22 protein-coding genes are annotated in these 24320 nt (G+C 65.5%); 13 read left to right on the top strand and 9 right to left on the bottom strand.

The genetic code is table 11. From position 1 onward, the window contains the following. Positions 1–35 precede the first annotated feature (35 nt). Together ACVISU_RS00540 and kdsA are read right to left on the bottom strand one after the other, a co-directional pair. Positions 36–1238 carry an MFS transporter gene (locus ACVISU_RS00540; RefSeq protein ID WP_456705646.1) on the bottom strand — a complete coding sequence of 401 codons (1203 nt, stop codon included), beginning with the start codon at positions 1236–1238 and terminating at the stop codon, positions 36–38. A 15-nt stretch (positions 1239–1253) separates the two neighbouring features. Next, on the bottom strand, positions 1254–2117 hold the full coding sequence (gene kdsA, locus ACVISU_RS00535; RefSeq protein ID WP_456705645.1) for a 3-deoxy-8-phosphooctulonate synthase: 864 nt from the start codon (positions 2115–2117) through the stop codon (positions 1254–1256). Positions 2118–2273: 156 nt separating this feature from the next. On the opposite strand from kdsA, the gene ACVISU_RS00530 reads away from it, so the two are divergent. Beyond that, complete coding sequence (locus ACVISU_RS00530) at positions 2274–2609, top strand: PAAR domain-containing protein (RefSeq protein WP_456705644.1); 336 nt, start codon at positions 2274–2276, stop codon at positions 2607–2609. A 49-nt stretch (positions 2610–2658) separates the two neighbouring features. On the opposite strand, the gene ACVISU_RS00525 is transcribed toward ACVISU_RS00530, so the two are convergent. Further along, positions 2659–2985: an NIPSNAP family protein gene (locus tag ACVISU_RS00525; protein ID WP_050402466.1), complete on the bottom strand. Its 327-nt coding sequence runs from the start codon at positions 2983–2985 to the stop codon at positions 2659–2661. 314 nt (positions 2986–3299) lie between these two features. Here ACVISU_RS00525 and ACVISU_RS00520 point away from each other — a divergent pair, with 314 nt between their 5' ends. From ACVISU_RS00520 to ACVISU_RS00500, 5 genes are all read left to right on the top strand, one after another. Beyond that, positions 3300–4133, top strand: a complete 834-nt coding sequence (locus ACVISU_RS00520) for a DUF3857 domain-containing protein (RefSeq protein WP_456705643.1) — start codon at positions 3300–3302, stop codon at positions 4131–4133. Then, positions 4130–6058: a transglutaminase domain-containing protein gene (locus tag ACVISU_RS00515; protein WP_456705642.1), complete on the top strand. Its 1929-nt coding sequence runs from the start codon at positions 4130–4132 to the stop codon at positions 6056–6058. The genes ACVISU_RS00520 and ACVISU_RS00515 overlap by 4 nt, the downstream gene beginning before the upstream one ends. A gap of 130 nt (positions 6059–6188) precedes the next feature. Further along, positions 6189–6863 (top strand): response regulator transcription factor, encoded by a 675-nt coding sequence (locus ACVISU_RS00510; protein ID WP_050402464.1) that lies wholly within the window; start codon positions 6189–6191, stop codon positions 6861–6863. Beyond that, entirely contained in the window at positions 6860–8239 is a 1380-nt protein-coding gene (locus tag ACVISU_RS00505) for a sensor histidine kinase (RefSeq protein ID WP_456705641.1), read from the top strand. Before ACVISU_RS00510 ends, ACVISU_RS00505 begins: the two co-directional genes overlap by 4 nt. Before the next feature lie 93 nt (positions 8240–8332). After that, complete coding sequence (locus ACVISU_RS00500) at positions 8333–8995, top strand: class I SAM-dependent methyltransferase (RefSeq protein ID WP_456705640.1); 663 nt, start codon at positions 8333–8335, stop codon at positions 8993–8995. Positions 8996–9014: 19 nt separating this feature from the next. On the opposite strand, the gene ACVISU_RS00495 is transcribed toward ACVISU_RS00500, so the two are convergent. Further along, positions 9015–10646 (bottom strand): CTP synthase, encoded by a 1632-nt coding sequence (locus ACVISU_RS00495; RefSeq protein ID WP_050402461.1) that lies wholly within the window; start codon positions 10644–10646, stop codon positions 9015–9017. 168 nt (positions 10647–10814) lie between these two features. After that, a complete protein-coding gene (gene secG, locus ACVISU_RS00490) occupies positions 10815–11204 on the bottom strand; it encodes a preprotein translocase subunit SecG (RefSeq protein ID WP_456705639.1) in 390 nt (129 codons plus the stop codon). Positions 11205–11408: 204 nt separating this feature from the next. Between secG and ACVISU_RS00485 the strand changes: the two genes are divergently transcribed. Beyond that, positions 11409–11975: a helix-turn-helix domain-containing protein gene (locus ACVISU_RS00485; protein ID WP_050402459.1), complete on the top strand. Its 567-nt coding sequence runs from the start codon at positions 11409–11411 to the stop codon at positions 11973–11975. 3 nt (positions 11976–11978) lie between these two features. Continuing rightward, positions 11979–12509 (top strand): GNAT family N-acetyltransferase, encoded by a 531-nt coding sequence (locus tag ACVISU_RS00480; RefSeq protein WP_456705638.1) that lies wholly within the window; start codon positions 11979–11981, stop codon positions 12507–12509. 113 nt (positions 12510–12622) lie between these two features. Here ACVISU_RS00480 and tpiA read toward each other — a convergent pair whose 3' ends face one another. Then, positions 12623–13375 (bottom strand): triose-phosphate isomerase, encoded by a 753-nt coding sequence (tpiA, locus tag ACVISU_RS00475; RefSeq protein ID WP_456705637.1) that lies wholly within the window; start codon positions 13373–13375, stop codon positions 12623–12625. Positions 13376–13615: 240 nt separating this feature from the next. On the opposite strand from tpiA, the gene ACVISU_RS00470 reads away from it, so the two are divergent. The 4 genes from ACVISU_RS00470 to moaC all read left to right on the top strand — a co-directional run bounded on the left by ACVISU_RS00470 (position 13616) and on the right by moaC (position 17954). Continuing rightward, positions 13616–15517, top strand: coding sequence for a peptidyl-prolyl cis-trans isomerase (locus ACVISU_RS00470; protein WP_456705636.1), 1902 nt, complete (start codon positions 13616–13618; stop codon positions 15515–15517). Positions 15518–15587: 70 nt separating this feature from the next. Continuing rightward, a complete protein-coding gene (gene trpD / locus ACVISU_RS00465; RefSeq protein ID WP_050402455.1) occupies positions 15588–16601 on the top strand; it encodes an anthranilate phosphoribosyltransferase in 1014 nt (337 codons plus the stop codon). Positions 16602–16612: 11 nt separating this feature from the next. Next, a complete protein-coding gene (gene trpC, locus ACVISU_RS00460) occupies positions 16613–17434 on the top strand; it encodes an indole-3-glycerol phosphate synthase TrpC (protein WP_456705635.1) in 822 nt (273 codons plus the stop codon). A 4-nt stretch (positions 17435–17438) separates the two neighbouring features. Beyond that, positions 17439–17954 carry a cyclic pyranopterin monophosphate synthase MoaC gene (moaC, locus tag ACVISU_RS00455; RefSeq protein ID WP_456705634.1) on the top strand — a complete coding sequence of 172 codons (516 nt, stop codon included), beginning with the start codon at positions 17439–17441 and terminating at the stop codon, positions 17952–17954. 16 nt (positions 17955–17970) lie between these two features. On the opposite strand, the gene ACVISU_RS00450 is transcribed toward moaC, so the two are convergent. Next, on the bottom strand, positions 17971–18135 hold the full coding sequence (locus ACVISU_RS00450; RefSeq protein ID WP_050402452.1) for a Flp family type IVb pilin: 165 nt from the start codon (positions 18133–18135) through the stop codon (positions 17971–17973). A gap of 435 nt (positions 18136–18570) precedes the next feature. Here ACVISU_RS00450 and ACVISU_RS00445 point away from each other — a divergent pair, with 435 nt between their 5' ends. Continuing rightward, on the top strand, positions 18571–21303 hold the full coding sequence (locus ACVISU_RS00445; protein ID WP_050402451.1) for a bifunctional diguanylate cyclase/phosphodiesterase: 2733 nt from the start codon (positions 18571–18573) through the stop codon (positions 21301–21303). A gap of 105 nt (positions 21304–21408) precedes the next feature. Here ACVISU_RS00445 and ACVISU_RS00440 read toward each other — a convergent pair whose 3' ends face one another. Together ACVISU_RS00440 and ACVISU_RS00435 are read right to left on the bottom strand one after the other, a co-directional pair. Next, a complete protein-coding gene (locus ACVISU_RS00440; RefSeq protein WP_050402450.1) occupies positions 21409–22758 on the bottom strand; it encodes a S41 family peptidase in 1350 nt (449 codons plus the stop codon). 183 nt (positions 22759–22941) lie between these two features. Next, on the bottom strand, positions 22942–24129 hold the full coding sequence (locus ACVISU_RS00435; RefSeq protein WP_456705633.1) for an NADH:flavin oxidoreductase/NADH oxidase: 1188 nt from the start codon (positions 24127–24129) through the stop codon (positions 22942–22944). Between the last annotated feature and the right edge of the window lie 191 nt (positions 24130–24320).

Here is a 24320-nt window from a genome sequence, read left to right as displayed (position 1 = left end):
CTGCGAGGGGCGTCACCATCCTCTCGCGGCTCTGCTTACTCCGAACCGCTTCCGAGCGCATCCGCCGGCCGCGTCTGCTTCAGGAACTTCGCACAGACAAATCCGAGCACCATCATCACCGCGGCCGCCGAGACCAGGGTCGTGGTCTTGCCGGCATGTTGCAAGCCGAAGCCGTAGGCGATCGGGCCGACGGTCTGGCCCATGAAGAAGAAGAACGAGTGCAGCGACAACGCGGTGGCACGCGCTTCGACCGACAGCTCGCTGGCGAACACCTGCAGGCAGCCGTGGATCATGTAGAAGCCGAGGCCCATCACCAGAAGGCTCGCCATCTGCAGCTTCCAGTGCAGCCCGAAGGCGGCGCCGGCGAGTTGCATGCCGACCAGCGTTGCGCCGATGATCATCATGCCCTTGACGCCGATCCACGGCAGCAGCCGCGAGACCGTCAGCGTGTAGAGCAATCCGCCGATTGCAAAGCCCGCGATCACTATGCCGGCGATCGACAGCGAGGTCTCGCCGAGTTCGAACAGGAACGAGGCGATGAAGGGAAACAGCCCGAGCACGCAGCAGCCTTCGATGAAGACCGCCGAATAGCAGATGCGCGCGTTCGGATTGGTGAAGATGGTGCGATAGCCGTGGCGCAGCGCCTTCAGGCTGGTGCGCGGCGGACGGTTCAGCGCGGCGCCGCGGAAGCCGGCGGCAACCGCAAGTGCGACGACGATCACGAGGCCGCCGAGCACCGCGAGCACGCCGCGCCAGCCGAGGAAATCGCCGATCAGGCCGGAGGCCGTGGCTCCGAGCAGATTGCCGGTCATCGAGCCGGCCAGCGTCCGTCCGATCGCGAGCTGCCGCTTGTCGGGGCCGACGAGATCGCTGGTCAGCGAGAGCGCAACCGGAAACACGCCGCCGGAGCCGATGCCGGCGAGGATGCGGGTCACGAACAGCATCGGAAACGAGGTCGAGAGCGCGCCGAGGATGCTGGCGACCCCGAGCAGTCCGAGGCAGATCGTCATCAGACGCGCCTTGCCGAACAGATCGGCGGCGGCGCCGATCGCCGGCTGGATGATTGCGAAGGTGAAGGCGAATACCGCGGCAAAGCTCGCCGCGGTCGCGATGCTGACACCGAAATCCTCGGCGACATGCGGCAGTACCGGATCGAGCGCGCGCACCGACAGGCTCGCCGCGAATGTCGCCAGCGTGATGACGTTGAGAACCGGCGGCATGCCGCTCTTTGCGGTCATGTCGTCGTCACCCTGTCAGGCTGCGGTCTTGGCGAGCGCGTCGAACTGCATCAGGCGCTTGACGAGAGCTTCGAAGTCGCGGAGCGGCACCATGTTCGGACCGTCCGACGGCGCGTGGTCCGGATCGGGATGAGTTTCGATGAAGACGCCGGCGACGCCGACCGCGACCGCGGCGCGCGCCAGCACCGGCACGAATTCGCGCTCGCCCCCCGACGAAGTCCCCTTGCCGCCCGGCTGCTGCACCGAATGGGTGGCGTCGAAGATCACCGGTGCGCCGGTGGTGCGCGCCAGGATCGGCAGCGCGCGCATGTCCGACACCAGCGTGTTGTAGCCGAACGACGCGCCGCGCTCGGTGACCAGCACATTGGCGTTGCCGGCGCCGGTGATCTTGCTGACCACATTGGTCATGTCCCACGGCGCCAAAAACTGCCCCTTCTTGACGTTGACGACCTTGCCGGTCGCAGCAGCCGCCAGCAACAGATCGGTCTGCCGGCACAGGAAGGCCGGGATCTGCAGCACGTCGACGGCCTGCGCCGCGTCAGTGCACTGGTCGGGTTCATGCACATCGGTCAGCACCGGCAGCCCGAGCGACGAGCGGATCTCGGCGAAGATCGGAAGTGCCTGCTTCAGCCCGATGCCGCGCGCGGCCGACGCGCTGGTGCGGTTCGCCTTGTCGAACGAGGTCTTGTACACCAGACCGATCTTGAGCCTCCCCGCGATCTCCTTCAGCGCGGAGGCCACCTCAAGCGCGTGCGCGCGGCTCTCGAGCTGGCAGGGACCTGCGATGATCGAGATGGGCAAGGCGTTGCCGAATTTGGCCGGTCCGACCGTAACGATCGGCGCGGCTTGCGCGGAAACCTGATTGGTCAAAATGTGCATCCTTTTTCCGGCGACCATGCAGTCCGACGCGGGAGGGATCAAGCCATCCCGCACGATGAGGGGGTTGCGCTGACGCCGTGGGTGCGCCGTGCTATCACAATCCCGCCCCAACCGCTCCTATAGATTGGCGTGGAACAGATTCCCAATGAGGACGAAATGCGCATCTCGCTGATGATCGGAGTCATGGCCGGACTGTCGGTGATGTCAGGTCTGGCATACGGCCAGACCAGCAGCCAGCCCGGCGTCGTCACCAGCGGAGCCACCGGTGTCACCGTCAACGGCAAGCCGGCAGCGCGCAGCGGCGACACCACCAGCAATGGCGGCCCATTGGTCGAAGGCGTGCCCAATGTCCTGATCAACGGCAAGCCGGCGGTGGTGATGGGCGATCGCACCCATTGCGGCGGCAAAACGACCTCGGGCAGCCACGGCGTCTTCATCAACGGCAAGCCGATGGTCCGCGAAGGCGACCAGACCTCGGGCTGCGCGCAATAGGCGCCCGGGCGCGGCGAGATCTCGCCGCCGCGCCCCGATCACACCCGCATCACTTGACCGCTGAGAACGACGTCGGCACCAACAACTGGTTTTCGATGGTGAGGACGATCTGGCCGTCCTCCTCGGTCTTGGCGCGCGCGGTGATCCATTCCGGATCGGTCGTGAACGCGGTCCATTTCTTTTCCCGCTCGGCGAGTGACTCCCAGGCGAGCAGATAGGTCAGGTCCTGATTGGATTCGCCGACCAGCGTCGTGAAGAAGCCGGCCTGCCTGATGCCGTGCTTGTCCCAGAGCTTGAGCGTGATGGTCTCGAAGCGCTTGAGCAGTGCCGGCAGCCGGCCCGGCAGGCAGCGATAGACGCGGGTCTCGTAGATCATCGGCGATACTCCCAGATCGTGTTCGCGAAAGGTGCAGGTTCTGACAACAAATCCGGGTCAAGTCAAAATCGGCAAGTCAAATTGACGTGGTTCAGCCCCTCCGCGCCAGCATGGCCCATCCGCCGGCGCTGCACACCTTCACACCAGTTTCACCTCGTCGACAAACTTGGCCGCCTGCAATAATTGCCGGCCCGTCCGCCATCATCTATACAACTCCTAAGTGAACGAGGTGGCGAATGTATCTCATGCGATGGTTGCGCGCTGGCTTGTTGCTGGCGGCTGCACTCGGATGTCATTTGGGATGTCACGGCGCCGTGGCCCAACAGGCGACCGGTAACGGGCTCAAGGAAGTCCAACTCGGCAAGGATGCGTTTACCCTGGGCGATCCGGTGCCGGACTGGGTCGAGCAACTGCCGATCCCGGAAGTCCCCAAGACGGCATCATTGCCGGTGGTCATCCGTCTCGCCGACAGTCAGTATCGGCTTGGAAAAACTTCCGAGCTCTACTTCCGACGTTCGATGCAGATCAACGATGCCGCAGCACTGACAGCGGCCGGGCGCCTTTCGATCGCATTCGCCCCCGAATATGAGCATGTCCGGCTTCACACGATCCGCATCTATCGCGGGCAGGAACAGTTCGATCGGACGCTGACGTCCAACATCCGCTTCCTGCAGCGCGAGCAGGATCTCGAGCGGGGCGTCTATAGCGGCCGGGTGACTGCCTCCATCCTGATCGACGATCTGCGCGTCGGCGACACACTCGAGATCGCCTATACGAGCTCCGGTCAGAATCCGGTGTTCAGCGGCAAGGCTTTCGGCGCGGCGCCGTGGGACCAGAGCGTGCCGACGCTGCGACGGCGAGTCGTTCTGAATTATCCAACCGACCGATCGATCGCCTGGCGCGTGGTCGGCGACCGGCCGCTGCCGCCCCTCACCCCCACCGAGACCGTACGCGACGGATTTCGGCGCGTCAGCTTCGACCAGCAGCCATTGCCGGGATTTGCTGCAGAGACGATGGCGCCGCCCGATTTCTTCGGGCTTCGCTTCGTGCAATTCACCGAGTTGCGAGCTGGAGTGATGTCGCTGCCTGGGCAAGCAACCTGTTCGAGACGACCGCGCCAAAGGACGGTGAGTTTCAGGACGTCGTGAAGCGGATCAAGGCGCTGCCGTCCGAGCCGGCCCGCGCCATGGCGGCGCTCGAGTTCGTGCAATCCCAGATCCGCTATTTCTCGGTCGCGCTTGGCGAGAGCTCGCACCGGCCAACCCTGCCCGACGAGGTTTTGCGGCGCCGCTACGGCGACTGCAAGGACAAGTCGCTGTTGCTGGTCACCCTGCTGCACGAGCTCGGCATCAAGAGCCGGCCCGTGCTGCTGCAGATCGGGCGCCACGGCGGACTGGAGAAAATGCTGCCCAGCCCGCAGTTCTTCGATCATGCCATCGTCGAGGCCACGGTCGGCGGCAAGTCCTATTTCCTCGACCCGACGCGGCTCGGACAGCATGGCGAGCTCGACCGCGCGGGCCAGGCGCATGCCGGCGTCCAAGTCCTCGTCGCCGCACGCGGGACCGATGCCGTCTCGCGCGTTCCCGCCGATACCGGCGATGTCGTCGGCAATGAAATCACCGAGCGCGCGACGCTGGCCAAGTTCGGTGAAGAGGGCCAGCTCGACGTCCGGCGCGTCTGGCGCGGGCTGGGCGCCGAGCAACTCCGTGTCGTGCTTGAACGGGCATCGCGCGAGCAGACCTCCAGGTTCGTCAGAGATGCCCTGGAACGCCGTTATCCCGGCGCGACGCTGGTGGGCGAGCCGGTGGTGCAGAACGACACCGTGAAGAACGAGCTTTCGATCTCGGCGCATTACCGGATTCCGAAGCTCGCCACGGAGGTGGAAGCGAGTTGGGTCGTCAGCTACGCGCTCGACAACATGCAGAATGTTCTGATCGCCTCGCAATCGGCAAACCGCACCACGCCGCTGCGGATTCCAGGCTTCCCGTTCCACGGCAAATACAGTTTCGAAATGAGCTTTCCCGAGCAGGTCAGCGCCAGCATCGACCCGCGCGAACACGCCATCTCCAACAAGTATTTCAACGCCACGGTCACCGAATATTTTCGCGGCAGCAACGCCAGGAAGACCGTCGAGCTGAAGACGCTGCAGCCGTCGGTCGATCCGGCGGACTACCCCGGCTATGCCGAGGACCTCCGTTCGCTCAACAAGGCGATCGGCGGCGCCTTTGCGGTCAACAAGGCGATGCTCAACAACAATGCAGCCAAGGCGGATATCGCGCACCGCCTCCACGAGCAGCACGAGGAGATCATCAAGAAGACGACCGAGAGCATCGATGGCGGCAAGCTGACCGGCGGCGATCTGGCCAACAGCTATTGCCTGCGCGGCCATGCCAAGGCCGACCTCGACCGCGTCGACGAGGCCCTGCAGGACACCAACACTGCCGTGCGCCTCGCGCCGACCGCCCCGAACATCCTGACGTGCCGCGCCAGCGTCTATTTCCGGTTGGGACAGTTCGACAAGAGCGTGACCGACTACTCCAATGCGATCGCGCTGGGCGGCGGCGCCGACGGCATCGCATTCCGCTGGCGCGGCGTCTCGCGGGTCTATGCCGGCCGGATGCAGGAGGCCATCGAGGACTTCGCCAAGGCGAGCGAACTCGGCGACCGCGAAGCCCGACTCTACAGCGACATGTGGCTGATCGGGACCTACGGCCGCCTTGGCAGGCCGATCCCCGACGACATGGTCAAGCGCGCCGCGACTGAGGCGCAAGGTGAATGGCCGCGTGCCGGCCTCGCCATGCTGGCGGGCCTGATGTCGCCGGACGACATGCTCAAATCGCTCGAGAAGAAGGCCGGCGACGAGCGCCAGATGGCACTGGCCGAAGCATATTTCTATATCGGCCTGCGCAACCTCGCGCTCGGCGACACCATTCAGGCGCAAGCGTTCTTTCAGAAGACACGCGATATCGGTGTGATCGACTACGTCGAGAACGACTGCGCGGCGTTCGAGCTCGACCGTTTGAAGAAGCTGGGCGCGACAACCTCGGCCAAGCCCGGAGCGGTCGCCCACTGATTTCGAGGCCGAGTAGCGTTCCCGGGCGGCGCACCACACCCCGATACTGCAAGCTGTGGCGCGGCACCCGCAATGTTGCTGCAATGTTGCTGCCCCTAGAACCAACGGCTTGAAAGCGGGATTTGGCGACATGCGGATATTGCTGGTCGAAGACGAGGCCGAAATGGCGGCGGCGCTGTCACAGGCGCTGAAGGGCTACGACATGGTCGTCGACCACGTGCCGAACCTTGCCGAGGCCGAGGAAGCGATTTCCGCCGACGTGCACGGCGCTGTCCTGCTCGACCGTCAGCTGCCCGACGGCGACGGCCTCACGCTGATCCCGAAGCTGCGCGCCAAGGCCGACGGAGTTCCGATCATCGTGCTGACCGCACGAGGCGATCTTGCCGACCGCATCACCGGCCTCGACAGCGGCGCCGACGACTATCTGGCCAAGCCGTTCGCGGTCGAGGAGCTGTTGGCGCGGCTGCGCGCCGTGCTGCGCCGTCCCGCCGGCCTGCAGCTTGAGATCATCAAGGCCGGCCGGATGGCGTTCGATTGCAGCCATCGCGAGGCCAGCGTCAATGGCCGCCCGCTCGACCTGCCACGGCGCGAGCTGCTGGTGCTGGAGACGCTGCTGCGCCGCATGGGCCGCACCGTGCTACGCGCGACGCTCGAGGAGGCCGTCTACAATTTCGAGGACGAGATCCAGTCCAATGCGCTCGATGCCCACGTCTCGCGTCTCAGGCGCAAGCTTGCAGACTCGGATGCCGGCGTCGAGATCCACAGCATCCGCGGCGTCGGCTACCTGCTGAAGCAGGTGTCATGAGCGAAGCGGCCGATCACTACTGCCTGCGCTCGAAGCTGAGCTGGTGGCTGGTGACGATGCAGGCCGCCCTGCTGGCGATGCTGATCGTTTGCCTGATCGGCGCGCTGTGTGCCACCGGTTTCCTGATCGTTCCGCGTGATGAGGATCACGTCATATCCATCGTGCAGGGTGCGATCGGACGCGATGGCGAGGGCAACCTCGCATTGCGCGCGACGGCCGAACTCAAGCAGCTTCGCGAGAACACGCCCGACCTCTGGTTCCTGGTGCGCGACCGGCAAGGCCATTCGCTGTCGGAAGGCGTCGTGCCGCCCGAATTTGCCAGGATCGGTGATGCACTCGACCAGATCAGCCAGGCCAGGCTCGGCTGGCAGATGTTCGAGGACGATCCGCGCAAACCGCCTGCGCGAATGAAGCGCGTCAATTCCGACGCTGGCCCCGTACAGGTGCTCACAGCCACGCAAGGGCCGACGTCGAGCGTCAGGACGGCACTCGCCACGACGCTGGCATTCCTTGCCATAGCCCTGCCCGGCCTTTTCCTGATGGCGTGCGCCACGTTCATCGCAACGCCGATGGTGGTGAAGCGCGCCCTCGCCGGCCTCGACACCGCGGCCGACGAAGCCCGCCGGATCGATTTCCGTCAGCGCGGCAGTCGGCTGTCGTCGGACCATCTGCCGCTCGAAGTCGCTCCACTCGTGACCGCCGTCAACGATGCGCTGAAGCGGCTCGACGACGGCTATTCGCGCCATCAAAGCTTCGTCGCCGATGCTGCGCACGAATTGCGCACGCCGATCGCGATCCTCAACACGCGGCTGGAGTCGCTGCCGCCGGGACCTGAGAAAACCCGGCTGCTCGAGGATTCAGCGCGGCTTGCGACGCTCGCCGAGCAGCTGCTCGACATCCAGCGCTTCGATCATTGCCGCAATCCGTTCGGCCGCGTCGATCTCGTGGCGGTTGCGCGTACGGTTGCGGCCGATCTCGCGCCGCTCGCGATCGCAGCCGGTTACGAATTGTCGCTCGATACCGCAACCGACCGGGTCGAAACGCTGGGCGACCGCGCTGCGCTCGAGCGCGCGCTGACCAATCTCGTGCAGAACGCCATCCAGCATGGCGGCCGCCGCGGCACCATCACCATCCATGTCGGCAGCGCCGCGACAGTCGACGTGTCAGATGAAGGCGACGGCATCCCGAAGGATGAGCGCACGCGGATCTTCGATCCGTTCTATCGGCTTGCGCCGCTCGATCGCGGCGCCGGCCTCGGACTCAACATGGTACGCGAGATTGCAAGACTGCACGGCGGTCATGTCTCCGTGCTTGACGGACCGAAGGGCGGCGCGAGCTTCCGTCTCACGTTACCGCCGGCGCCGCTCGTATCGTGATGCGCGCAATGTTGTCGCAATGCAGCTCCCGCAAACAAGGCGTCACGCTTCGCAATCGAGTCGGGGCGCGTCGACACTTTGCTGGGAATCCCAATGTCACATGATCTCCTGTCTTTCTTCACGGCGTGGATGGCAGCTCCCGGCCGCGTCGGCGCCATCGCGCCCTCGGGCGCAGCGCTCGCCGAACTGATCACGCGCGACATCAGCGCCAACACCGGTCCGGTGCTCGAGCTCGGTCCTGGCACGGGGGCCTTCACCTATCAGCTGCTGAAACGCGGCGTGCGCCAGCAGGATCTCACGCTGATCGAATACGGCTCCGATTTCATGCGGCTGCTGCAGCTCCGCTTCCCCGGCGCGCGCGTGCTGTGGATGGACGCCGCGCGGCTCGCCTCGGAACGGCTGTATGAGGGCGCGCCGGTCGGCGCCGTGGTGAGCGGACTGCCGTTGCTCAACATGTCGCCGCGCAAGGTGATCTCGATCGTCAGCGGCGCCTTCAGCTACATGCGTCCCGGCGGCGCGTTCTATCAATTCACCTACGGCATGCGCTGCCCGGTGCCGCGGCCGATCCTCGACCGGCTCGGCCTGCGCGCCACGCTGGTCGATCGCGCGCTCCTTAACGTACCGCCGGCCGCGGTCTACCGGCTGACGCGACGCCCGCAATACAAGCTGATCACGCGCGACGTCACCCCCGCGGCCGATGCAGGTGTCTCGCCAATCAAAAAGGACCGCAGGGCCAGCGAGGACTGCGCCGTGTGATGGCGCAGCTTTAGGCCGCTTACACCAGCCTGCTCTGCTTCGCCGCGGCCTCGATGAAGGACGCAAACAGCGGATGCGGCTCGAAGGGCCGCGACTTCAGCTCGGGGTGGAACTGGACGCCGATGAACCAGGGATGGTCCTCGTACTCGACGATCTCGGGCAGCACGCCGTCGGGCGACATGCCGGAGAAGCGCAGGCCGTGCTGCTCGAGGCGGTCCTTGTAGGCGGTGTTGACCTCGTAGCGGTGACGATGCCGCTCGGAGATCTCGGTCGCACCGCCATAGACCTGCGAGACGCGGCTGCCGCGGTTCAGCGCCGCGGGATAGGCCCCGAGCCGCATGGTGCCGCCGAGGTCGCCGCTCTGCGAGCGCTTCTCGAGCTCGTTGCCGCGCAGCCATTCGGTCATCAGGCCGACCAGCGGCTCCTTGGTCGGGCCGAACTCGGTCGAGTTGGCCTCCTCGATGCCGACCAGATTGCGCGCCGCCTCGATCACCGCCATCTGCATGCCGAAGCAGATGCCGAAATACGGCACGTCGCGCTCGCGCGCGAACTGCGCCGCGCGGATCTTGCCCTCGGCGCCGCGCTGGCCGAAGCCGCCGGGCACCAGGATGCCGTTGACGTGCTCGAGGAACGGCGCCGGGTCCTCGTTCTCGAACACCTCGCTCTCGATCCAGTCGAGATTGACCTTGACCTTGTTGGCGATGCCGCCATGCGAGAGCGCCTCGATCAGCGATTTGTAGGCGTCCTTCATGCCGGTGTACTTGCCGACGATCGCGATCGTCACCGCGCCTTCCGGATTGCGGACGCGCTCGTTGATGACGTTCCAGCTCTGCAGCGCCGGCGGAATCTTCGCCGTGATGCCGAACGCGGCCAGCACCTCGTCGTCGAGACCGGCGGCATGATAGGCCTCCGGCACGGCGTAGATGTTGTCGACGTCGCGTGCCTCGATCACAGCGCTCTCGCGCACGTTACAGAACAGGCCGAGCTTGCGCCGCTCTTCCTTGGGGATTTCACGGTCGGTGCGGCACAGCAGGATGTCCGGCTGGATGCCGATCGAGCGCAGCTCCTTCACCGAGTGCTGCGTCGGCTTTGTCTTGAGTTCGCCGGCACTTGGAATGTACGGCAAAAGCGTCAGGTGAATGTAGACGGCGTGATCGCGCGGCAGCTCGTTCTTGAGCTGGCGGATCGCCTCGAAGAACGGCAGGCCCTCGATGTCGCCGACCGTGCCGCCGATCTCGACCAGCACGAAATCGTACTCGTCGTTGCCATCAAGCACGAATTCCTTGATCGCGTTGGTGACGTGCGGGACCACCTGGATGGTGGCGCCGAGATAGTCGCCGCGGCGCTCCTTGGTGATGATGTCCTGGTAGATGCGCCCGGTCGTGATGTTGTCGGCCTTGGTGGCCGGACGACCGGTGAAACGCTCGTAATGGCCGAGATCGAGATCGGTCTCGGCGCCGTCATCGGTCACGAACACTTCGCCGTGCTGATACGGCGACATCGTTCCGGGATCGAGGTTGAGATAGGGATCGAGCTTGCGAAGACGGACCTTGTAGCCCCTAGCCTGCAGCAAAGCGCCGAGCGCCGCTGAAGCCAGACCCTTGCCGAGCGAGGAGACCACGCCGCCGGTGATGAATATGTACCGCGCCATGGGACTTTACCTTTAAGCCGCTTCCTGCGATTCGCAAAACGAATCGGCTGTTCCCGGCAAACAAATCACCGGGCTGTGGGTTACGTTAAACTGATAGCGATTTCAGAGCATTAATGGGGGTTTTGGATGCAGGATGCCAGCGCAGCATGCTGCATGGCCACCCTGCTTTTATTGCGACCGTGGTGCCTGCGGGCCGCTCGGAGCCTGCTGCCCCTGCTGCTCGTCGGTCTTCTTCAGCGAATCGAGGATGCCGCCGGAGGTCGGAGGCGTCAGCGGCGCGCCGCCGGCCGGCTGGGTCTGCGCCGGTGCGCCGGTGCCGATGATCGAACTCGGCTTGCGGTCGTAGCCCGCGTACCAGGACAGGAACAGGCTGGTCACGAAGAAGCCGACCGCGAGGATCGCGGTGGTCCGCGTCAGCAGGTTCGCGGTGCCGCGGCTCGACATGAAGCCGGCGCCGCCGCCCATGCCGAGGCCGCCGCCTTCGGATTTCTGCAACAGCACGGCGCCGATCATGACGGAGACGATCATGAGATGAACAATGATAACGACAGTCTGCATCGCAAGCCTTCCGTCACAAGCCGCCAAGCAGCCAGACAAACGGCGCTATCGGCTTTGCGGGTTTTCGTGAAGTCGCGCCCTGTTACACGATCGGACCGGGCATTGTCACCCCCGAGATAGTCGCAATGGCCGACATCACAAGCCGTGCCGATTGCATCAGGCCGAGCCTTGATTGGAATCGAGACGTTCCATTATAATAGACAAATGGATACTTTGGTAGACGATTTCAGCCAGCGCCTGGCACAGCGGATCCGGCTCGAGCGCGATGACCGGGGCTGGTCGCTGGCCGAGCTCGCCGAGCGTTCCGGCGTCTCCAAGGCAACCATCAGCAAGATCGAGCGCGCCGAGGCCAGCCCGACCGCAGTCGTGCTGGTGCGCCTCGCCTCGGCTTTCGATCTCACGTTGGCCGGGCTGATGTTGCGCGCCGAAGGCCAGGGCGAACGGCTGTCGCGCGCCGCGACCCAGCCGGTCTGGCGCGATCCGGAAACCGACTATCTGCGCCGCCAGGTGTTCAGCCGTCCCGATCATCCGGTCGAGCTGGTGCGGGTGGACATGCCGCCGAAGCAATCCGTGACGCTGCCCGCCTCGTCCTACGCCCATATCCGCCAACTGGTCTGGGTACTGAGCGGCAGCCTCGTCATCACCGAGGGCGGCGCGCGCCATGAGCTGGCGAGCGGCGATTGCCTCGGCTTCGGCCCGCCCGCTGAGACTACATTCGCCAACGAAACCAACGCCGGCTGCACCTACGTGGTCGCCCTGGCCCGGAGCTGATGCATGTCGCAATTCGCCATCAAGCCGCTCACTGACGAACCTCAGATCCGCAGCGCGCTCGGCGATCTGTTGATCGAGACCGTCGCCAGCGGCGGCTCCGTCAGCTTCATGCATCCACTGTCGCCGGAGGACGCCGATGCATTCTGGCAGGACTCGCTCGGCGCCGCCGCGCGCGGCGAGCGGGTCGTGCTCGGTGCGTTCGACGGCGAAAACCTGATCAGCACCGTGACGCTGCTGCTGAAGCTGCCGCCGAACCAGCCGCACCGCGCCGAGATCGCCAAGATGATGACGCGCCTGAGCCATCGCAACCGCGGCGTCGCGACAGCGTTGCTGCGCGCAGCCGAGCAGCTGGCGATCGCGCACGGACGCACGCTGCTGGTGCTCGACACGGCCGTCGACGACGGCGCCGCGCCGCTTTACGAGAAACAGGGTTTTCAACTCAGCGGCATCATCCCGGAATACGCGCTGAAGCCGCATGGCGGCCTCACCGGGACGCTGATCTACTGGAAGCGGATAGGCGCGGCGGCGGCGTAGCCCGAGGCGTCATTGCGAGGAGCGAAGCGACGAAGCAATCCATCGATCCGCATATGCGGTGAAATGGATTGCTTCGCTTCGCTCGTAATGACTTGGCGGAGCGCCGTCCCCACCTAACAGCCCGCCGCGATCGCTAGAAAGTCTGCCGCCTTGAGACTGGCGCCACCGACCAGCGCGCCGTTGACGTTGGCGACGGCCATCAGCTCGGCGGCGTTCGACGGCTTCACGGAGCCGCCATAGAGGATCCTGATCCGGCTTCCCTCGCTCTTGAAGCGATCGGTGAGCTGACCACGGATAAACCTGTGAACTTCCTCGACATCCCTGGCGGTCGGGGTCAGGCCGGTGCCGATCGCCCAGACCGGCTCATAGGCCACCACCAGATTGGCCGCGGTCGCGCCGTCGGGCAACGAGCCTTTGAGCTGGGTGCCGCAGACATCGAGCGTCTTGCCGACGTCGCGCTGCTCGCGTGTCTCGCCGATGCAGACGATCGCGGTCAGGCCCGCGCGCCAGACCGCCTCCGCCTTCTGCCGAATCAAGGCATCGGTCTCGCCGTGATCGGCGCGCCGTTCGGAATGGCCGACGATGATGGCGACCGCGCCGAGGTCCTTGAACATTTCGGCCGAGAGGTCGCCGGTGTGGGCGCCCGAGGCCTTCGGGTGACAATCCTGGGCACCGACGGCGACCTTCGAGCCGCGCGCCTTGTCGGCAAAGGCCGCGACCAGTGTCGCCGGCGGGCAGACCAGGAGATCGGCCTTGCCCGCGACGTCGCCGGAGCCGGTCAGCATCGCGTCGAACTCGGCGAAAGAGGATTTCAGGCCGTTCATTTTCCAGTTGCCGGCGATCAGCGGCCGGATGGCGTCGGTCATGTCGGATTTCCCATCATTCAAGCGTCGTCTTGCGCTACCAGAGCCGGGCGGCGACTTCCAGAGCGCGGCTTCGCGCCTGCCGTGCGACGCTTCCGCCCGCGCGCCCGAGGTTGCGGGGGGAGACGAGCCACTTTATAAGCGTTTTCAATTCGGTGACGCCCTGTTGCTGGACAAAAGGTCCCGACCTTTGCTCCCTCTTGGGCACGAACCGGTTCCCCACCTGCAAAACAAGTTGGACCCATGCTTCGAGGAATGCGGAAAGCCTCATCAAACTGGCTCGGCAAGACGATTATGGCCGTCGTGATGGGCGTTTTGATCGTCAGTTTCGGAATTTGGGGCATTGCCGACATTTTCAGGGGATTTGGCCAGTCGACCTTCGCCAAGGTGGGCGGCACCGAGATTTCGGCTGAGCAGTTCCGCCAGATCTATACCGACCGTCTGCAGCAGCTCGGTCGCCAGTTCGGCCGTCCGCTGACCCCGGAGCAGGCGCGCGCCTTCGGGATTGACCGCCAGGTGCTGCAGCAGACGCTGGCGGAAGCCGCGCTCGACGAGGAAGCGCGCCGCATGGGCCTCAACCAGTCCGATGCCGAGGTGCTGCGCACGATCTACAACGATCCGAACTTCAAGGGCCTCAACGGCCAGTTCGATCCGCAGCGCTTCCAGTCCGTGATCCGCAACTTCGGCTACACCGAGGGTCGCTACATTGCCGAGCAGCGCCGCGTCGGCCTGCGGCGGCAGATCGCCGGCACCATCTCGTCCGGGATCGAGCCGACCAAATCGATGGTCGAGGCGCTGACCCGTTTCCAGAACGAGCAGCGCTCGATCGACTTCGTCACGCTCGGCGCCGCGCAGGCCGGCACCATCGATCCCCCCTCGCCCGAGGCGCTCGCCGCCTATTTCGAGGACCACAAGGTCCAGTTCCGCGCGCCCGAGTACCGCAAGATCGCTTTCGTCGCGATCACGCCGGAAGAAATCGGCAAGTGGGAGACCGTGTCCGACGAGGATGCCAGGAAGATCTTCGAGGAGCGCAAGGACCGGCTCAGCACGCCGGAGAAGCGCGAGGTCTCGCAGATCGTGTTTCCGGACGCCGGTGAGGCGCAGGCTGCCCGCGCCCGCATCACCTCGGGCACCTCGTTCGACGACATCGCCAAGGAGCGCAAGCTCAATCCCGCCGACGTCAATCTCGGCCTGGTCGCGAAGTCTGCGATCCTCGATCCGGCCGTCGGCGACGCCGCCTTCTCCCTGCCCGCGGGCGAAGTCAGCCAGCCGGTGCAGGGCCGCTTCGGCGTGGCGCTGGTCAAGGTCGGCAAGATCGAACCGGGCGTGACCCCGACCTACGAGAGCCTAGCGCAGCAGGTCAAGAACGAGATCGCGACCGAGCGCGCCCGCGCCAAGGTCGCCGAGCTCCGCGACAAGATGGAAGACGAGCGCGGCGGCGGCTCGAGCGTCCTCGACGCCGCGCAAAAATTGAAGCTGACCGCCGTTACCATCGACGCCGTCGATCGTTCGGGGCGTCTGCCGAACGGCCAGGTCGCCTCGAACATCCCGCGCGGCCTCGACGTGGTGTCGCAGGCCTTCAACAGCGACGTCGGCGTCGACAACGACCCGATCCAGTTCAACAACGGCTATGTCTGGTACGACGTGCTCGGCATCACGCCGTCGCGCGAGCGCACCCTCGACGAGGTCCGCGACCAGGTCGAGGCCAAGTGGCGTGAGGACCAGATCTCCGCCAAGCTGCGCGCCAAGGCGACCGAGATCGTCCAGAAGCTCGACGGCGGCGCCAAGCTCGCCGACGAGGCCGCCGCGGCCGGCGTCAAGGTCGAGACGGCCGCGAACTTCCGCCGCGAGGCCACGCTGCCCAACGTGCCGGCCGGCGTGATCGCCGCCGCATTCCGCACCGCCAAGGACGGCGACGGGCAGACCTCGGCCGCCGGTGGCAGCCAGTGGGTGGTGTTCCGCGTCACCGATGTGACGGTGCCCCCGGTCGACTTCGCCTCCAACGAGGTCAAGCAGCTCACCGAGGCGCTGCGGCGCTCGCTGAGCGACGAGCAGGTCGCGCAATATGTCGCGAAGATCGAGACCGACATCGGTGTGACCGTCAACCAGGCAGCCTTCGCACAGGTGACAGGCGCGAATAATTGAGCATGATCGGGACAGCGCGACGACGCGCTGCGCGGCGATCGAGCTCCAACAACAGACCCTGAGCCAGCGAATGGACGACCTGAAATCGATCATCGGAAAAGTCGCCACCGGCGCCACGCTGACGCGTGAAGAGGCGGCGTCCGCCTTCGACAGCATGATGTCGGGCGAAGCCACGCCCTCCCAGATGGGCGGCCTGCTGATGGCGCTGCGGGTGCGCGGCGAGACCGTCGAGGAAATCACCGGCGCCGTGACCGCGATGCGCGGCAAGATGCTGCCGGTCAGCGCACCGGCGGAGGCCGTCGACATCGTCGGCACCGGCGGCGACGGCTCCGGCTCGGTCAACGTCTCGACCTGCGCGGCCTTCATCGTGGCCGGCGCCGGCGTGCCCGTTGCCAAGCATGGCAACCGCGCGCTGTCGTCGCGCTCGGGCGCCGCCGATGTGCTGGCCTCGCTCGGGGTCAAGCTCGACCTGACGCCGGCACAGGTCGGGCGCTGCGTCAGGGAAGCCGGCATCGGCTTCATGTTCGCGCCCGCGCATCACCCGGCGATGAAGAATGTCGGCCCGACCCGGGTCGAGCTCGCCACCCGCACCATCTTCAACCTGCTCGGGCCGCTGTCGAACCCGGCCGGCGTAAAGCGGCAGATGGTCGGCGTGTTCTCGCGGCAATGGGTGCAGCCGCTGGCGCAGGTGTTGAAGAACCTCGGCTCGGACAAAGTCTGGGTCGTGCACGGCTCCGACGGCCTCGACGAGATCACCCTCACCGGCCCTACCTTCGTTGCGACTCTCGAGAACGGCGAGATCAGGACGTCGGAAGTGACGCCGGAAGATGCCGGCCTCGGCCGCGTCGACGGTGAGGCGCTGAAGGGCGGCGATGCCGATGCCAATGCGATCGCGCTGTCCGGCGTGTTGGCCGGCAAGCCGAGCGCCTATCGCGACGTCGCCCTGCTCAACGCGGCCGCCGCGCTGATCGTGGCCGGCCGCGCCAAGGATTTGAAGGAAGGCGTGGCGATCGGCGCGCAGTCGCTCGACAGCGGCGCGGCCGCCGCGCGGCTGAAGCATCTGGTCGCGGTTTCCAACGGTTGAGAGCGCGAGACATGTCCGACATCCTGACCAAGATCGAGGCTTACAAGCGCGAGGAGATCGCCGCCGCGAAGCGCGCGCGTCCGCTCGCCGAGGTCGAGGCGCAGGCGAAAGCGGCCTCGGCGCCGCGCGGCTTCGTCCGTGCGCTCAGGGATAAGCACGCACGCGGCGACTACGCGCTGATCGCGGAGGTGAAGAAGGCCTCGCCCTCGAAGGGGCTGATCCGGGCCGACTTCGATCCACCCGTGCTCGCGAAAGCCTACGAGGCGGGCGGCGCGGCGTGCCTGTCGGTGCTGACGGATGCGCCCTCCTTCCAGGGCCATCTCGATTTCATGGTCGCGGCGCGCGCGGCGACCAATCTGCCGGTGCTGCGCAAGGATTTCATGTTCGACACCTATCAGGTGGCGGAGGCGCGCGCCCACGGCGCCGACTGCATCCTGATCATCATGGCCGCGCTTGGCGATACGGCGGCAAGGGAGCTCGAGGACGCCGCGCTCGGCTATGGCATGGACGTGCTGATCGAGATCCACGACCGCGCCGAACTCGACCGCGCCTTGAAACTTCGCTCGCCGATGATCGGCGTCAACAACCGCAATCTGCGCACCTTCGAGACCACGCTTGCGACCAGCGAGGCGCTGGCGCCGCTGATCCCGCGCGATCGCCTGATGGTCGGCGAGAGCGGCATCTTCACATCAGATGATCTCGCCCGCCTCGAGCGCGTCGGGATGTCGACCTTCCTGGTCGGCGAGAGCCTGATGCGCCAGCAGGACGTCACCGCGGCCACCCGCGCCTTGCTGACGCGGCAGACGGCACCGCGCGCTACCGGCACACGCTGACGCGATGGCGCGCAAGACCAAAGCCGGATCGAAGGGATCTGGCGCCGCCCTCACCCATATCGACGCCAAGGGCGAGGCGCGGATGGTCGACGTCTCGACCAAGCCCGCGACCGAACGGACCGCCGTCGCCGAAGGCCGCGTCCTGATGAGCAAGGCAACGCTGGCGCTGATCGAAACCGGGCAGGCCAAGAAAGGCGACGTGCTCGCGACCGCGCGGATATCAGGCATCTTGGCGGCGAAGCGGACCTCGGAATTGATCCCGCTCTGCCATCCGCTGGCGCTGAGCAAGGTCACGATCGACATCGCAACCGACGATAAGCTGCCCGGCTGCATCGTCCGCGCCAGCGTCAAGGTGACGGGACCGACCGGCGTCGAGATGGAGGCGCTGACCGCGGTTTCGGTCGCCTGCCTGACGATCTATGACATGGTCAAGGCGGTCGACCGCGGCATCCGGATCGAAGGCATTCACCTGGTCGAGAAGATCGGCGGCAAATCCGGGCACTATCGTGCCGGCGCGTGAACGCCGGTTCGCTCGATCACTTCAGTGAACCGCTGATCGTATTGAAGGTGCCCGACAGCCTGGTGCCGACGCCTTTCACCGCTGCAATGATCGCGATGGCGATGCCGGTTGCGATCAGCCCGTATTCGATCGCAGTAGCACCGGTTTCGTCGGCCCAAAAGCTCTGCACAAGCCTCTTCATGATGAGACCCTCACACCCTTGAATTTCGCGCAACCACACGCAAACAACGTGCCGAGGCCAACATCGAGCAGGTTCATCGAGCTAGATCGTAAACAGATGATTGCATCGGCCTTGCGCCCGGCAAGGAATTCCGCGTCGCACTTCTCGACCGGCAGAATCTGCAGTTTTCGCTTTGGGAACTTGTTGTCCTGATATCGATCAGCGCTGAAACGATGTCGCGGCCTCGTCAAACTGCATCAGCGGCAATTGCCTCATTTCGCCCCAGCCGGAGGGGAGTTTGTAGCGTCAACCCGGAACGGTGTAGGCCCCCTATCCGCAACCACTCGTTAACCAATCTCGCTAACCGGCGCTCCATTTCGTTTGGATACGACTTTCGCGGGCCGGAGGTGCGTGAAAGCTACTTTCGGGTGAAACGCCTGGAAGCGATAGCGTCAGATGAAGCAAAACGGCAGCGCCTTGTTCAACGTCACCTCTGTGATCGGCAGCGGTCCGATCCGCTGGCTGATCCTCGGCGGCGCCGTGCTGATGGCCGCGATCGCGATCGGCGCCACCTTGATGGCGGAGAATTTCCGCGAGCGCGCCCTGCATAACAGCGAGCGCGAGCTCGAGAACACCGTACTGCTGCTGGCGCGGCATTTCGACCAGCAGCTCGACGACCTCGAAGTGGTCCAGCGTGACCTGATCGCGTTCATGCGCGACAACGGGATCGCGACGCCGGAGAACTACAGGCGCCGGATGTCCGCCGCCGACATCCATGCGATGCTCAAGTCCAAGATGGACGCGCTGTCCAATGTCGGCAGCCTCAACGTGTTCGACGCCGACGGCGCGCTGATCAACAGCTCGAGCGCCTGGCCATTGCCGCAGGCCTCGATCGCCGATCGCGATTACTTCAAGATCTTCAGATCCGGCCCCTACTCGCCCGACATGATGGTCGCGCCGGTGGTCAGCCGCGTCAGCGGGAACTGGACCACCGCGATCGTCCGCAAGGTCACGGGACCGCAAGGCGAGTTCCTCGGCGTGGTCGGGCGCGGCATCGAGCCGGCGACCTTCGAGAAATTCTTCTCGACCGTTGCGCTCGGCGACGGCGCCGCGATCTCGATGCACCATCGCGACGGCACGCTGCTGGCGCGCTATCCCCACGTCGAGGAGATGATCGGGAAGAACTTCCGCACCGGCCCGGCCAATCAGCAGCAGGTGTTCGAGCTATCGCAGAGCACCTCGCGGTTGACCAGCCCGGTCGACGGCAAGGACCGCCTGGTGTCGTCGCGGGCGCTGTCCAAATTCCCGATCGTCGTCGTCGCCACGACCACCACGGAGGCGGCGCTCGCCAACTGGCGCGAGCAGATCGGCATGCTGATCGCGGTGACCGCAGCATCGGTGCTGGCGATCGCGATCCTGCTGACGCTCGTTGTGCGCAAGCTGTTGCAGCAGCACCGCACCCAGCAGCAGCGTTTGACGCTGGAGAAGCTCCGGCTCGACACCGCCGTCAACAACATGACCCAGGGCCTGTTGCTGTTCGATGCCGCGCAGCGTCTCGTGATCTGCAACAAGCGCTATATCGAGATGTACGGATTGTCCGCCGACGTCATCCGGCCCGGCTGCAGCTTCCGCGACGTCGTCGCGCATCGCCACCTGACCGGCTCGTTCCAGGGTGACGTCGAACGCTACGTCAACCTCGTGCTGCGCGACGTCGGCATCCGCAACACCATGGTGATCGCAACGCCCGACGGGCGCTCGATCCAGGTGGTCAACGAGCCGCTGGCCGACGGCGGCTGGCTTGCGACCCACGAGGACGTCACCGAACGCCGCCGCGCCGAGGAGCGCATCACGCATCTTGCCCACTACGATGCACTCACCGACCTGCCGAACCGCGCGCTGTTCCATGAGAAGATCAAGCGCGAGCTGACCGATGTCGCGCCCGGCAGCCAGCTCGCGGTGCTCTATATCGACATCGACGAATTCAAGGGCGTCAACGACTCGCTCGGCCACATGGTCGGCGACGAGTTGCTCAAGTCGGTGGCACGGACGCTGAGCGGCGTGATCGGCGACGGCGATTTCGTCGCCCGGCTCGGCGGCGACGAATTCGCGATCGTGCAGACCGGCGTGAAGAGCGAGGTCGAGGTCACCGACCTCGTCGCGCGCATCTACGAGGTGATCCGCTCGCCCTATCAATGCCTCGGCCACCAGGTCACCACCGACGCCAGCATCGGCATCGCGCTGGCGCCGAGGGACGGCACCGATCTAGACCAGATCATGAAGAACGCCGACCTTGCAATGTATGCGGCGAAGTCGGCCGGCCGGCGCGTCGCGCGCTTCTTCGAGCCGGCGATGGACGCCGACGCCCGCGCCCGCCGCGAGCTCGAGATGGAGCTGCGGCAGACCATCGCTGCTGGCAGCGGGCTCGAAGTGTATTACCAGCCCTGCGTCGATCTGCGCAGCAACGAGATCACCGGCTGCGAGGCGCTGGTGCGCTGGCGCCATCCGGTGCGCGGCATGATCTCGCCGGCCGACTTCGTGCCGATCGCCGAGGAGACCGGCCTGATCAACCAGCTCGGCGAATGGGTGCTGATGACGGCCTGCAAGGAAGCCGTGAACTGGCCCGATCACATCAGGCTCGCGGTCAACGTCTCGCCGGTGCAGTTCCGGACCGGCACGCTGGCGCTCAAGGTGATCGCGGCGCTCGCGGCATCGGGCCTGTCGGCGGGCCGGCTCGAGCTCGAGATCACCGAGGCGGTGCTGATCCGCGACGACGAGACGGCGCTGGCCGCGCTGCACCAGCTCCGCGCCATCGGCATCCGGATCGCGCTCGACGATTTCGGCACCGGCTATTCATCGCTGAGCTATTTGAAGCGCTTCCCGTTCGACAAGATCAAGATCGACCGCTGCTTCGTCACCGACATCGCCGATCCGCAGGGTTCAGCCGGCATCGTCGAGGCGGTCGTCAACATCGCTGCCGAGCGCAGCATGACGACCACCGCAGAAGGCGTCGAGACCGCGCAGCAGCGCCAGTTGCTGCGCGAGCTCGGCTGCTCGGAAATGCAGGGCTATCTGTTCAGCCCGCCAAAACCGGCCGCCCAGATCCGCGAGCTGTTGGCCGGGCATCACCGTGGCCCCGCAGCAGGTCCGACCGCCGCGCGCCGGCGCAAACCGGTCGCCGGCGCGGCCTGACCGCCTGCAGCGTTTCGAGCGAAGTGGATACCGGTTCGCGTGAAGAAAACGCGTCAAGACAAGAAGGGCGAGCCCCGTTCCGATTCAATCGGAACGGGATAGCCTCTAGTTCGGCACCGGCCGCTTCTGCGCGGCCTTGTCGGCGTTCTTGGCGTCGGCGTTCACGGTGACGCCGCGCAGCTGGTTGAACGCCGCAGCCAGCGCCTTGTCGTTCTTCTCGTCCGGCGGCACGTAGGACTGCGAGCCGGTCTGCTCGGCGCCCTCGGCGGAGAGGTGGCCGCGCATCGAGGCCTCGCCCTTGATCTCGGAGCGGGTCTTGAACTCGTCCGGCACGTCCTGCAGCACCTCGATGTCGGGCTTGATGCCAAGCGCCTGGATCGAATGGCCCGACGGGGTGAAATAGCGCGCCGTGGTCAGCGCCAGCGCACCATTGCCGGCACCGAGCGGAATGATTGTCTGCACCGAGCCTTTGCCGAACGAGCGGGTGCCGATCAGCGTCGCACGCTTGTGGTCGTGCAGCGCGCCCGCGACGATCTCGGAGGCCGACGCCGAGCCGCCGTTGATCAGCACCACGAGCGGCTTGCCCTTGGTCATGTCGCCGCCATGGGCGGTGAAGCGCTGGGTCTCTTCCGGATTGCGGCCGCGGGTCGAGACCACCTCGCCGCGCTGCATCAACGTCGAGGTCACCGAGACCGCCTGATCGAGCAGGCCGCCCGGATTGTTGCGCAGGTCGACGACGTAGCCGGCGAGCTTGTCCTGCGGGACCTGCTTCTGGATCTCGCCGATCGCCTTGCGCAGGCCCTCGGTGGTCTGCTCGTTGAACGAGGTGATCCTGACGTAGCCGATGTCGCCGCCCTCGACGTGGTACTTCACCGGGCGGACACGGATGATCTCGCGGGTAATCGAGACCTCGATTGGCTTGTCGGCGTCCTTGCGGATGATCTTCAGCCGGATCGAGCTGTTGGGCGCACCCTTCATCTTGTTGACGGCCTGATCGAGCGTCAGGCCCTGAATCTGCTCATCGTCGATCGAGGTAATCACGTCGCCCGACATGATGCCGGCGCGCGAGGCCGGCGTGTCGTCGATCGGCGCCACCACCTTGACGAAGCCGTCCTCCATCGTGACCTCGATGCCGAGTCCGCCGAACTCGCCATGCGTGGTCTCCTGCATCTCCGCCCAGCCCTTCTCGTTCATGTAGCGGGAGTGCGGATCGAGCGAGGAGATCATGCCGTTGATCGCCCCTTCGACGAGCTTGGAGTCCTCGGGCTTCTCGACGTAGTCGGTCTTGATCTTCTCGAACACCTCGCCGAACAAATTGAGCTGCGAATAGGTGTTGTCGGCATGCGCGGCGGCATTGGCGACGGCGAACAGATGCGCCCCCTGCGGCGAGGCCACGAGCAGGGTGAGACACGCTCCCGCAACCGTCCCGAGGAAGAAGCCAACATGTCTGCGCATTATCCGTGATCCCTTCGCTATCGGCCGGCAACGTTCCGCAACGTTCGCCTGCCCCACCCCGACGGGGGCACCACACAACGGCTTTTTGGTCGGATCAAGGCCGCCTCGTCACCGGACCATTACGGTCCTGTCACGATGCCCTGGTCAGCCCCAAATCAGCATTTAGTCAACACCAAGTCAGGCTCAAGTCAGCTCCCGGTCGGCCTCCGGCCCAGGCTCGCGCAACCCGTTCTGCCAGGTCGATGGCCTAGTCCCGAATCCGCGCTTGGCCCGGGTGCCCAGCCAATAGCCAAACTGCGCAGGAACATGGCGAAATGGCCCTTCAACCCCGAGTTTTAGCGCGGCATCCATCGGCCAGTTCGGGTTATTGAGGATTTCCCGGCCGACCGCGATCAAATCTGCTTGTTTGTCACGCAGTATCTGCTCGGCCTGGTCACCATGGATGATCAGGCCGACCGCCATGGTCATGATATCGGCGTGCCGGCGGACATATTCCGCCAGCGGCACCTGATAGTTGTATTTGATCTCCTTGCCGAGGATCGGCGCCATCTCGCTGATTCCGCCCGACGAGCAGTCGATCACGTCGACGCCCTTCGCCTTCAGGATCTTCGCCAGGTGCGCGCTCTGCTCCGGGCCCCACCCGGCATTGTCCTCGACCGACAGCCGCACGAACAACGGCTTGTGATCCGGCCAGCAGCCGCGCACGGCCTCGGTCACTTCGATCAGGAAGCGCATCCGGTTGGCGTCCGAGCCGCCATATTCGTCGCTGCGCTGGTTGGCGCGCGCGGAGAGGAATTCGTGCACGAGATAGCCATGGGCGCCGTGCAGCTCTAGCACCTCGAACCCGGCCTCATGCGCGCGCCGCGCCGCCTGCCCCCAGGCCGCAACGAGATCCTTCACCTCATGCGTTTCCAGCGCGCGCGGCACCGGCCAACGCTCGCTATGGGCGATCGCGCTCGGCGCCACCGGGGTCCAGGCGTCCCAATCCTCGATCGCAGCGCTGCGCTCCAGCGGACGGTCGCCCTCCCAGGGGCGGCTTGCGCGCGCTTTGCGGCCGGAATGGCCAAGCTGGATGCCGGCGACGGCGTTCTGCTGTTTGATGAAGCTGACGATCCGGCTGAGCGGTGCGATGAACTTGTCGTCCCAGATGCCGAGATCGCCGATCGTTCCGCAACCGCGACGCTCGACCTTGGTCGATTCGACAATTACCAGACCGGCGCCGCCGGCGGCGAACTTGCCGGCATTCATCAAATGCCAGTCGGTCGGAAAGCCCTTTTCGGCCGAATACTGATGCATCGGCGGCACCACGATGCGGTTCTTCAACGTGACGCCGCGAATGGTCATCGGCGAAAACAGCAGCTTGTCGGACATCGCTTCCTCGCTTCACATCGTTACCCGGCACGCCGGACCGATCTTGTATTTGTCGCCGACGATATCCGCACCGCGCAACGGCCGATAGAGGCACGCCGCGGCCGCGCGCGCGTCGAAATTGCAGGTTCCACCGGATCGAATTTTTGCGCGCGGAGGAAATCATGATCGCCACGCGTGTTGTCTCTGGCAAC

It is taken from the genome of Bradyrhizobium sp. USDA 4452, assembly GCF_054063575.1.
This window is presented reverse-complemented; position numbering and strand designations above follow the sequence as displayed.

Coding starts and splice junctions, on each gene's coding strand:
- ACVISU_RS00540 (WP_456705646.1), bottom strand. CDS start 1,238: ATGACCGCAAAGAGCGGCATGCCGCCGGTTCTCAACGTCATCACGCTG.
- kdsA (WP_456705645.1), bottom strand. CDS start 2,117: ATGCACATTTTGACCAATCAGGTTTCCGCGCAAGCCGCGCCGATCGTT.
- ACVISU_RS00530 (WP_456705644.1), top strand. CDS start 2,274: ATGCGCATCTCGCTGATGATCGGAGTCATGGCCGGACTGTCGGTGATG.
- ACVISU_RS00525 (WP_050402466.1), bottom strand. CDS start 2,985: ATGATCTACGAGACCCGCGTCTATCGCTGCCTGCCGGGCCGGCTGCCG.
- ACVISU_RS00510 (WP_050402464.1), top strand. CDS start 6,189: ATGCGGATATTGCTGGTCGAAGACGAGGCCGAAATGGCGGCGGCGCTG.
- ACVISU_RS00505 (WP_456705641.1), top strand. CDS start 6,860: ATGAGCGAAGCGGCCGATCACTACTGCCTGCGCTCGAAGCTGAGCTGG.
- ACVISU_RS00500 (WP_456705640.1), top strand. CDS start 8,333: ATGTCACATGATCTCCTGTCTTTCTTCACGGCGTGGATGGCAGCTCCC.
- ACVISU_RS00495 (WP_050402461.1), bottom strand. CDS start 10,646: ATGGCGCGGTACATATTCATCACCGGCGGCGTGGTCTCCTCGCTCGGC.
- secG (WP_456705639.1), bottom strand. CDS start 11,204: ATGCAGACTGTCGTTATCATTGTTCATCTCATGATCGTCTCCGTCATG.
- ACVISU_RS00485 (WP_050402459.1), top strand. CDS start 11,409: ATGGATACTTTGGTAGACGATTTCAGCCAGCGCCTGGCACAGCGGATC.
- ACVISU_RS00480 (WP_456705638.1), top strand. CDS start 11,979: ATGTCGCAATTCGCCATCAAGCCGCTCACTGACGAACCTCAGATCCGC.
- tpiA (WP_456705637.1), bottom strand. CDS start 13,375: ATGACCGACGCCATCCGGCCGCTGATCGCCGGCAACTGGAAAATGAAC.
- ACVISU_RS00470 (WP_456705636.1), top strand. CDS start 13,616: ATGCTTCGAGGAATGCGGAAAGCCTCATCAAACTGGCTCGGCAAGACG.
- trpD (WP_050402455.1), top strand. CDS start 15,588: ATGGACGACCTGAAATCGATCATCGGAAAAGTCGCCACCGGCGCCACG.
- trpC (WP_456705635.1), top strand. CDS start 16,613: ATGTCCGACATCCTGACCAAGATCGAGGCTTACAAGCGCGAGGAGATC.
- moaC (WP_456705634.1), top strand. CDS start 17,439: ATGGCGCGCAAGACCAAAGCCGGATCGAAGGGATCTGGCGCCGCCCTC.
- ACVISU_RS00450 (WP_050402452.1), bottom strand. CDS start 18,135: ATGAAGAGGCTTGTGCAGAGCTTTTGGGCCGACGAAACCGGTGCTACT.
- ACVISU_RS00445 (WP_050402451.1), top strand. CDS start 18,571: ATGAAGCAAAACGGCAGCGCCTTGTTCAACGTCACCTCTGTGATCGGC.
- ACVISU_RS00440 (WP_050402450.1), bottom strand. CDS start 22,758: ATGCGCAGACATGTTGGCTTCTTCCTCGGGACGGTTGCGGGAGCGTGT.
- ACVISU_RS00435 (WP_456705633.1), bottom strand. CDS start 24,129: ATGTCCGACAAGCTGCTGTTTTCGCCGATGACCATTCGCGGCGTCACG.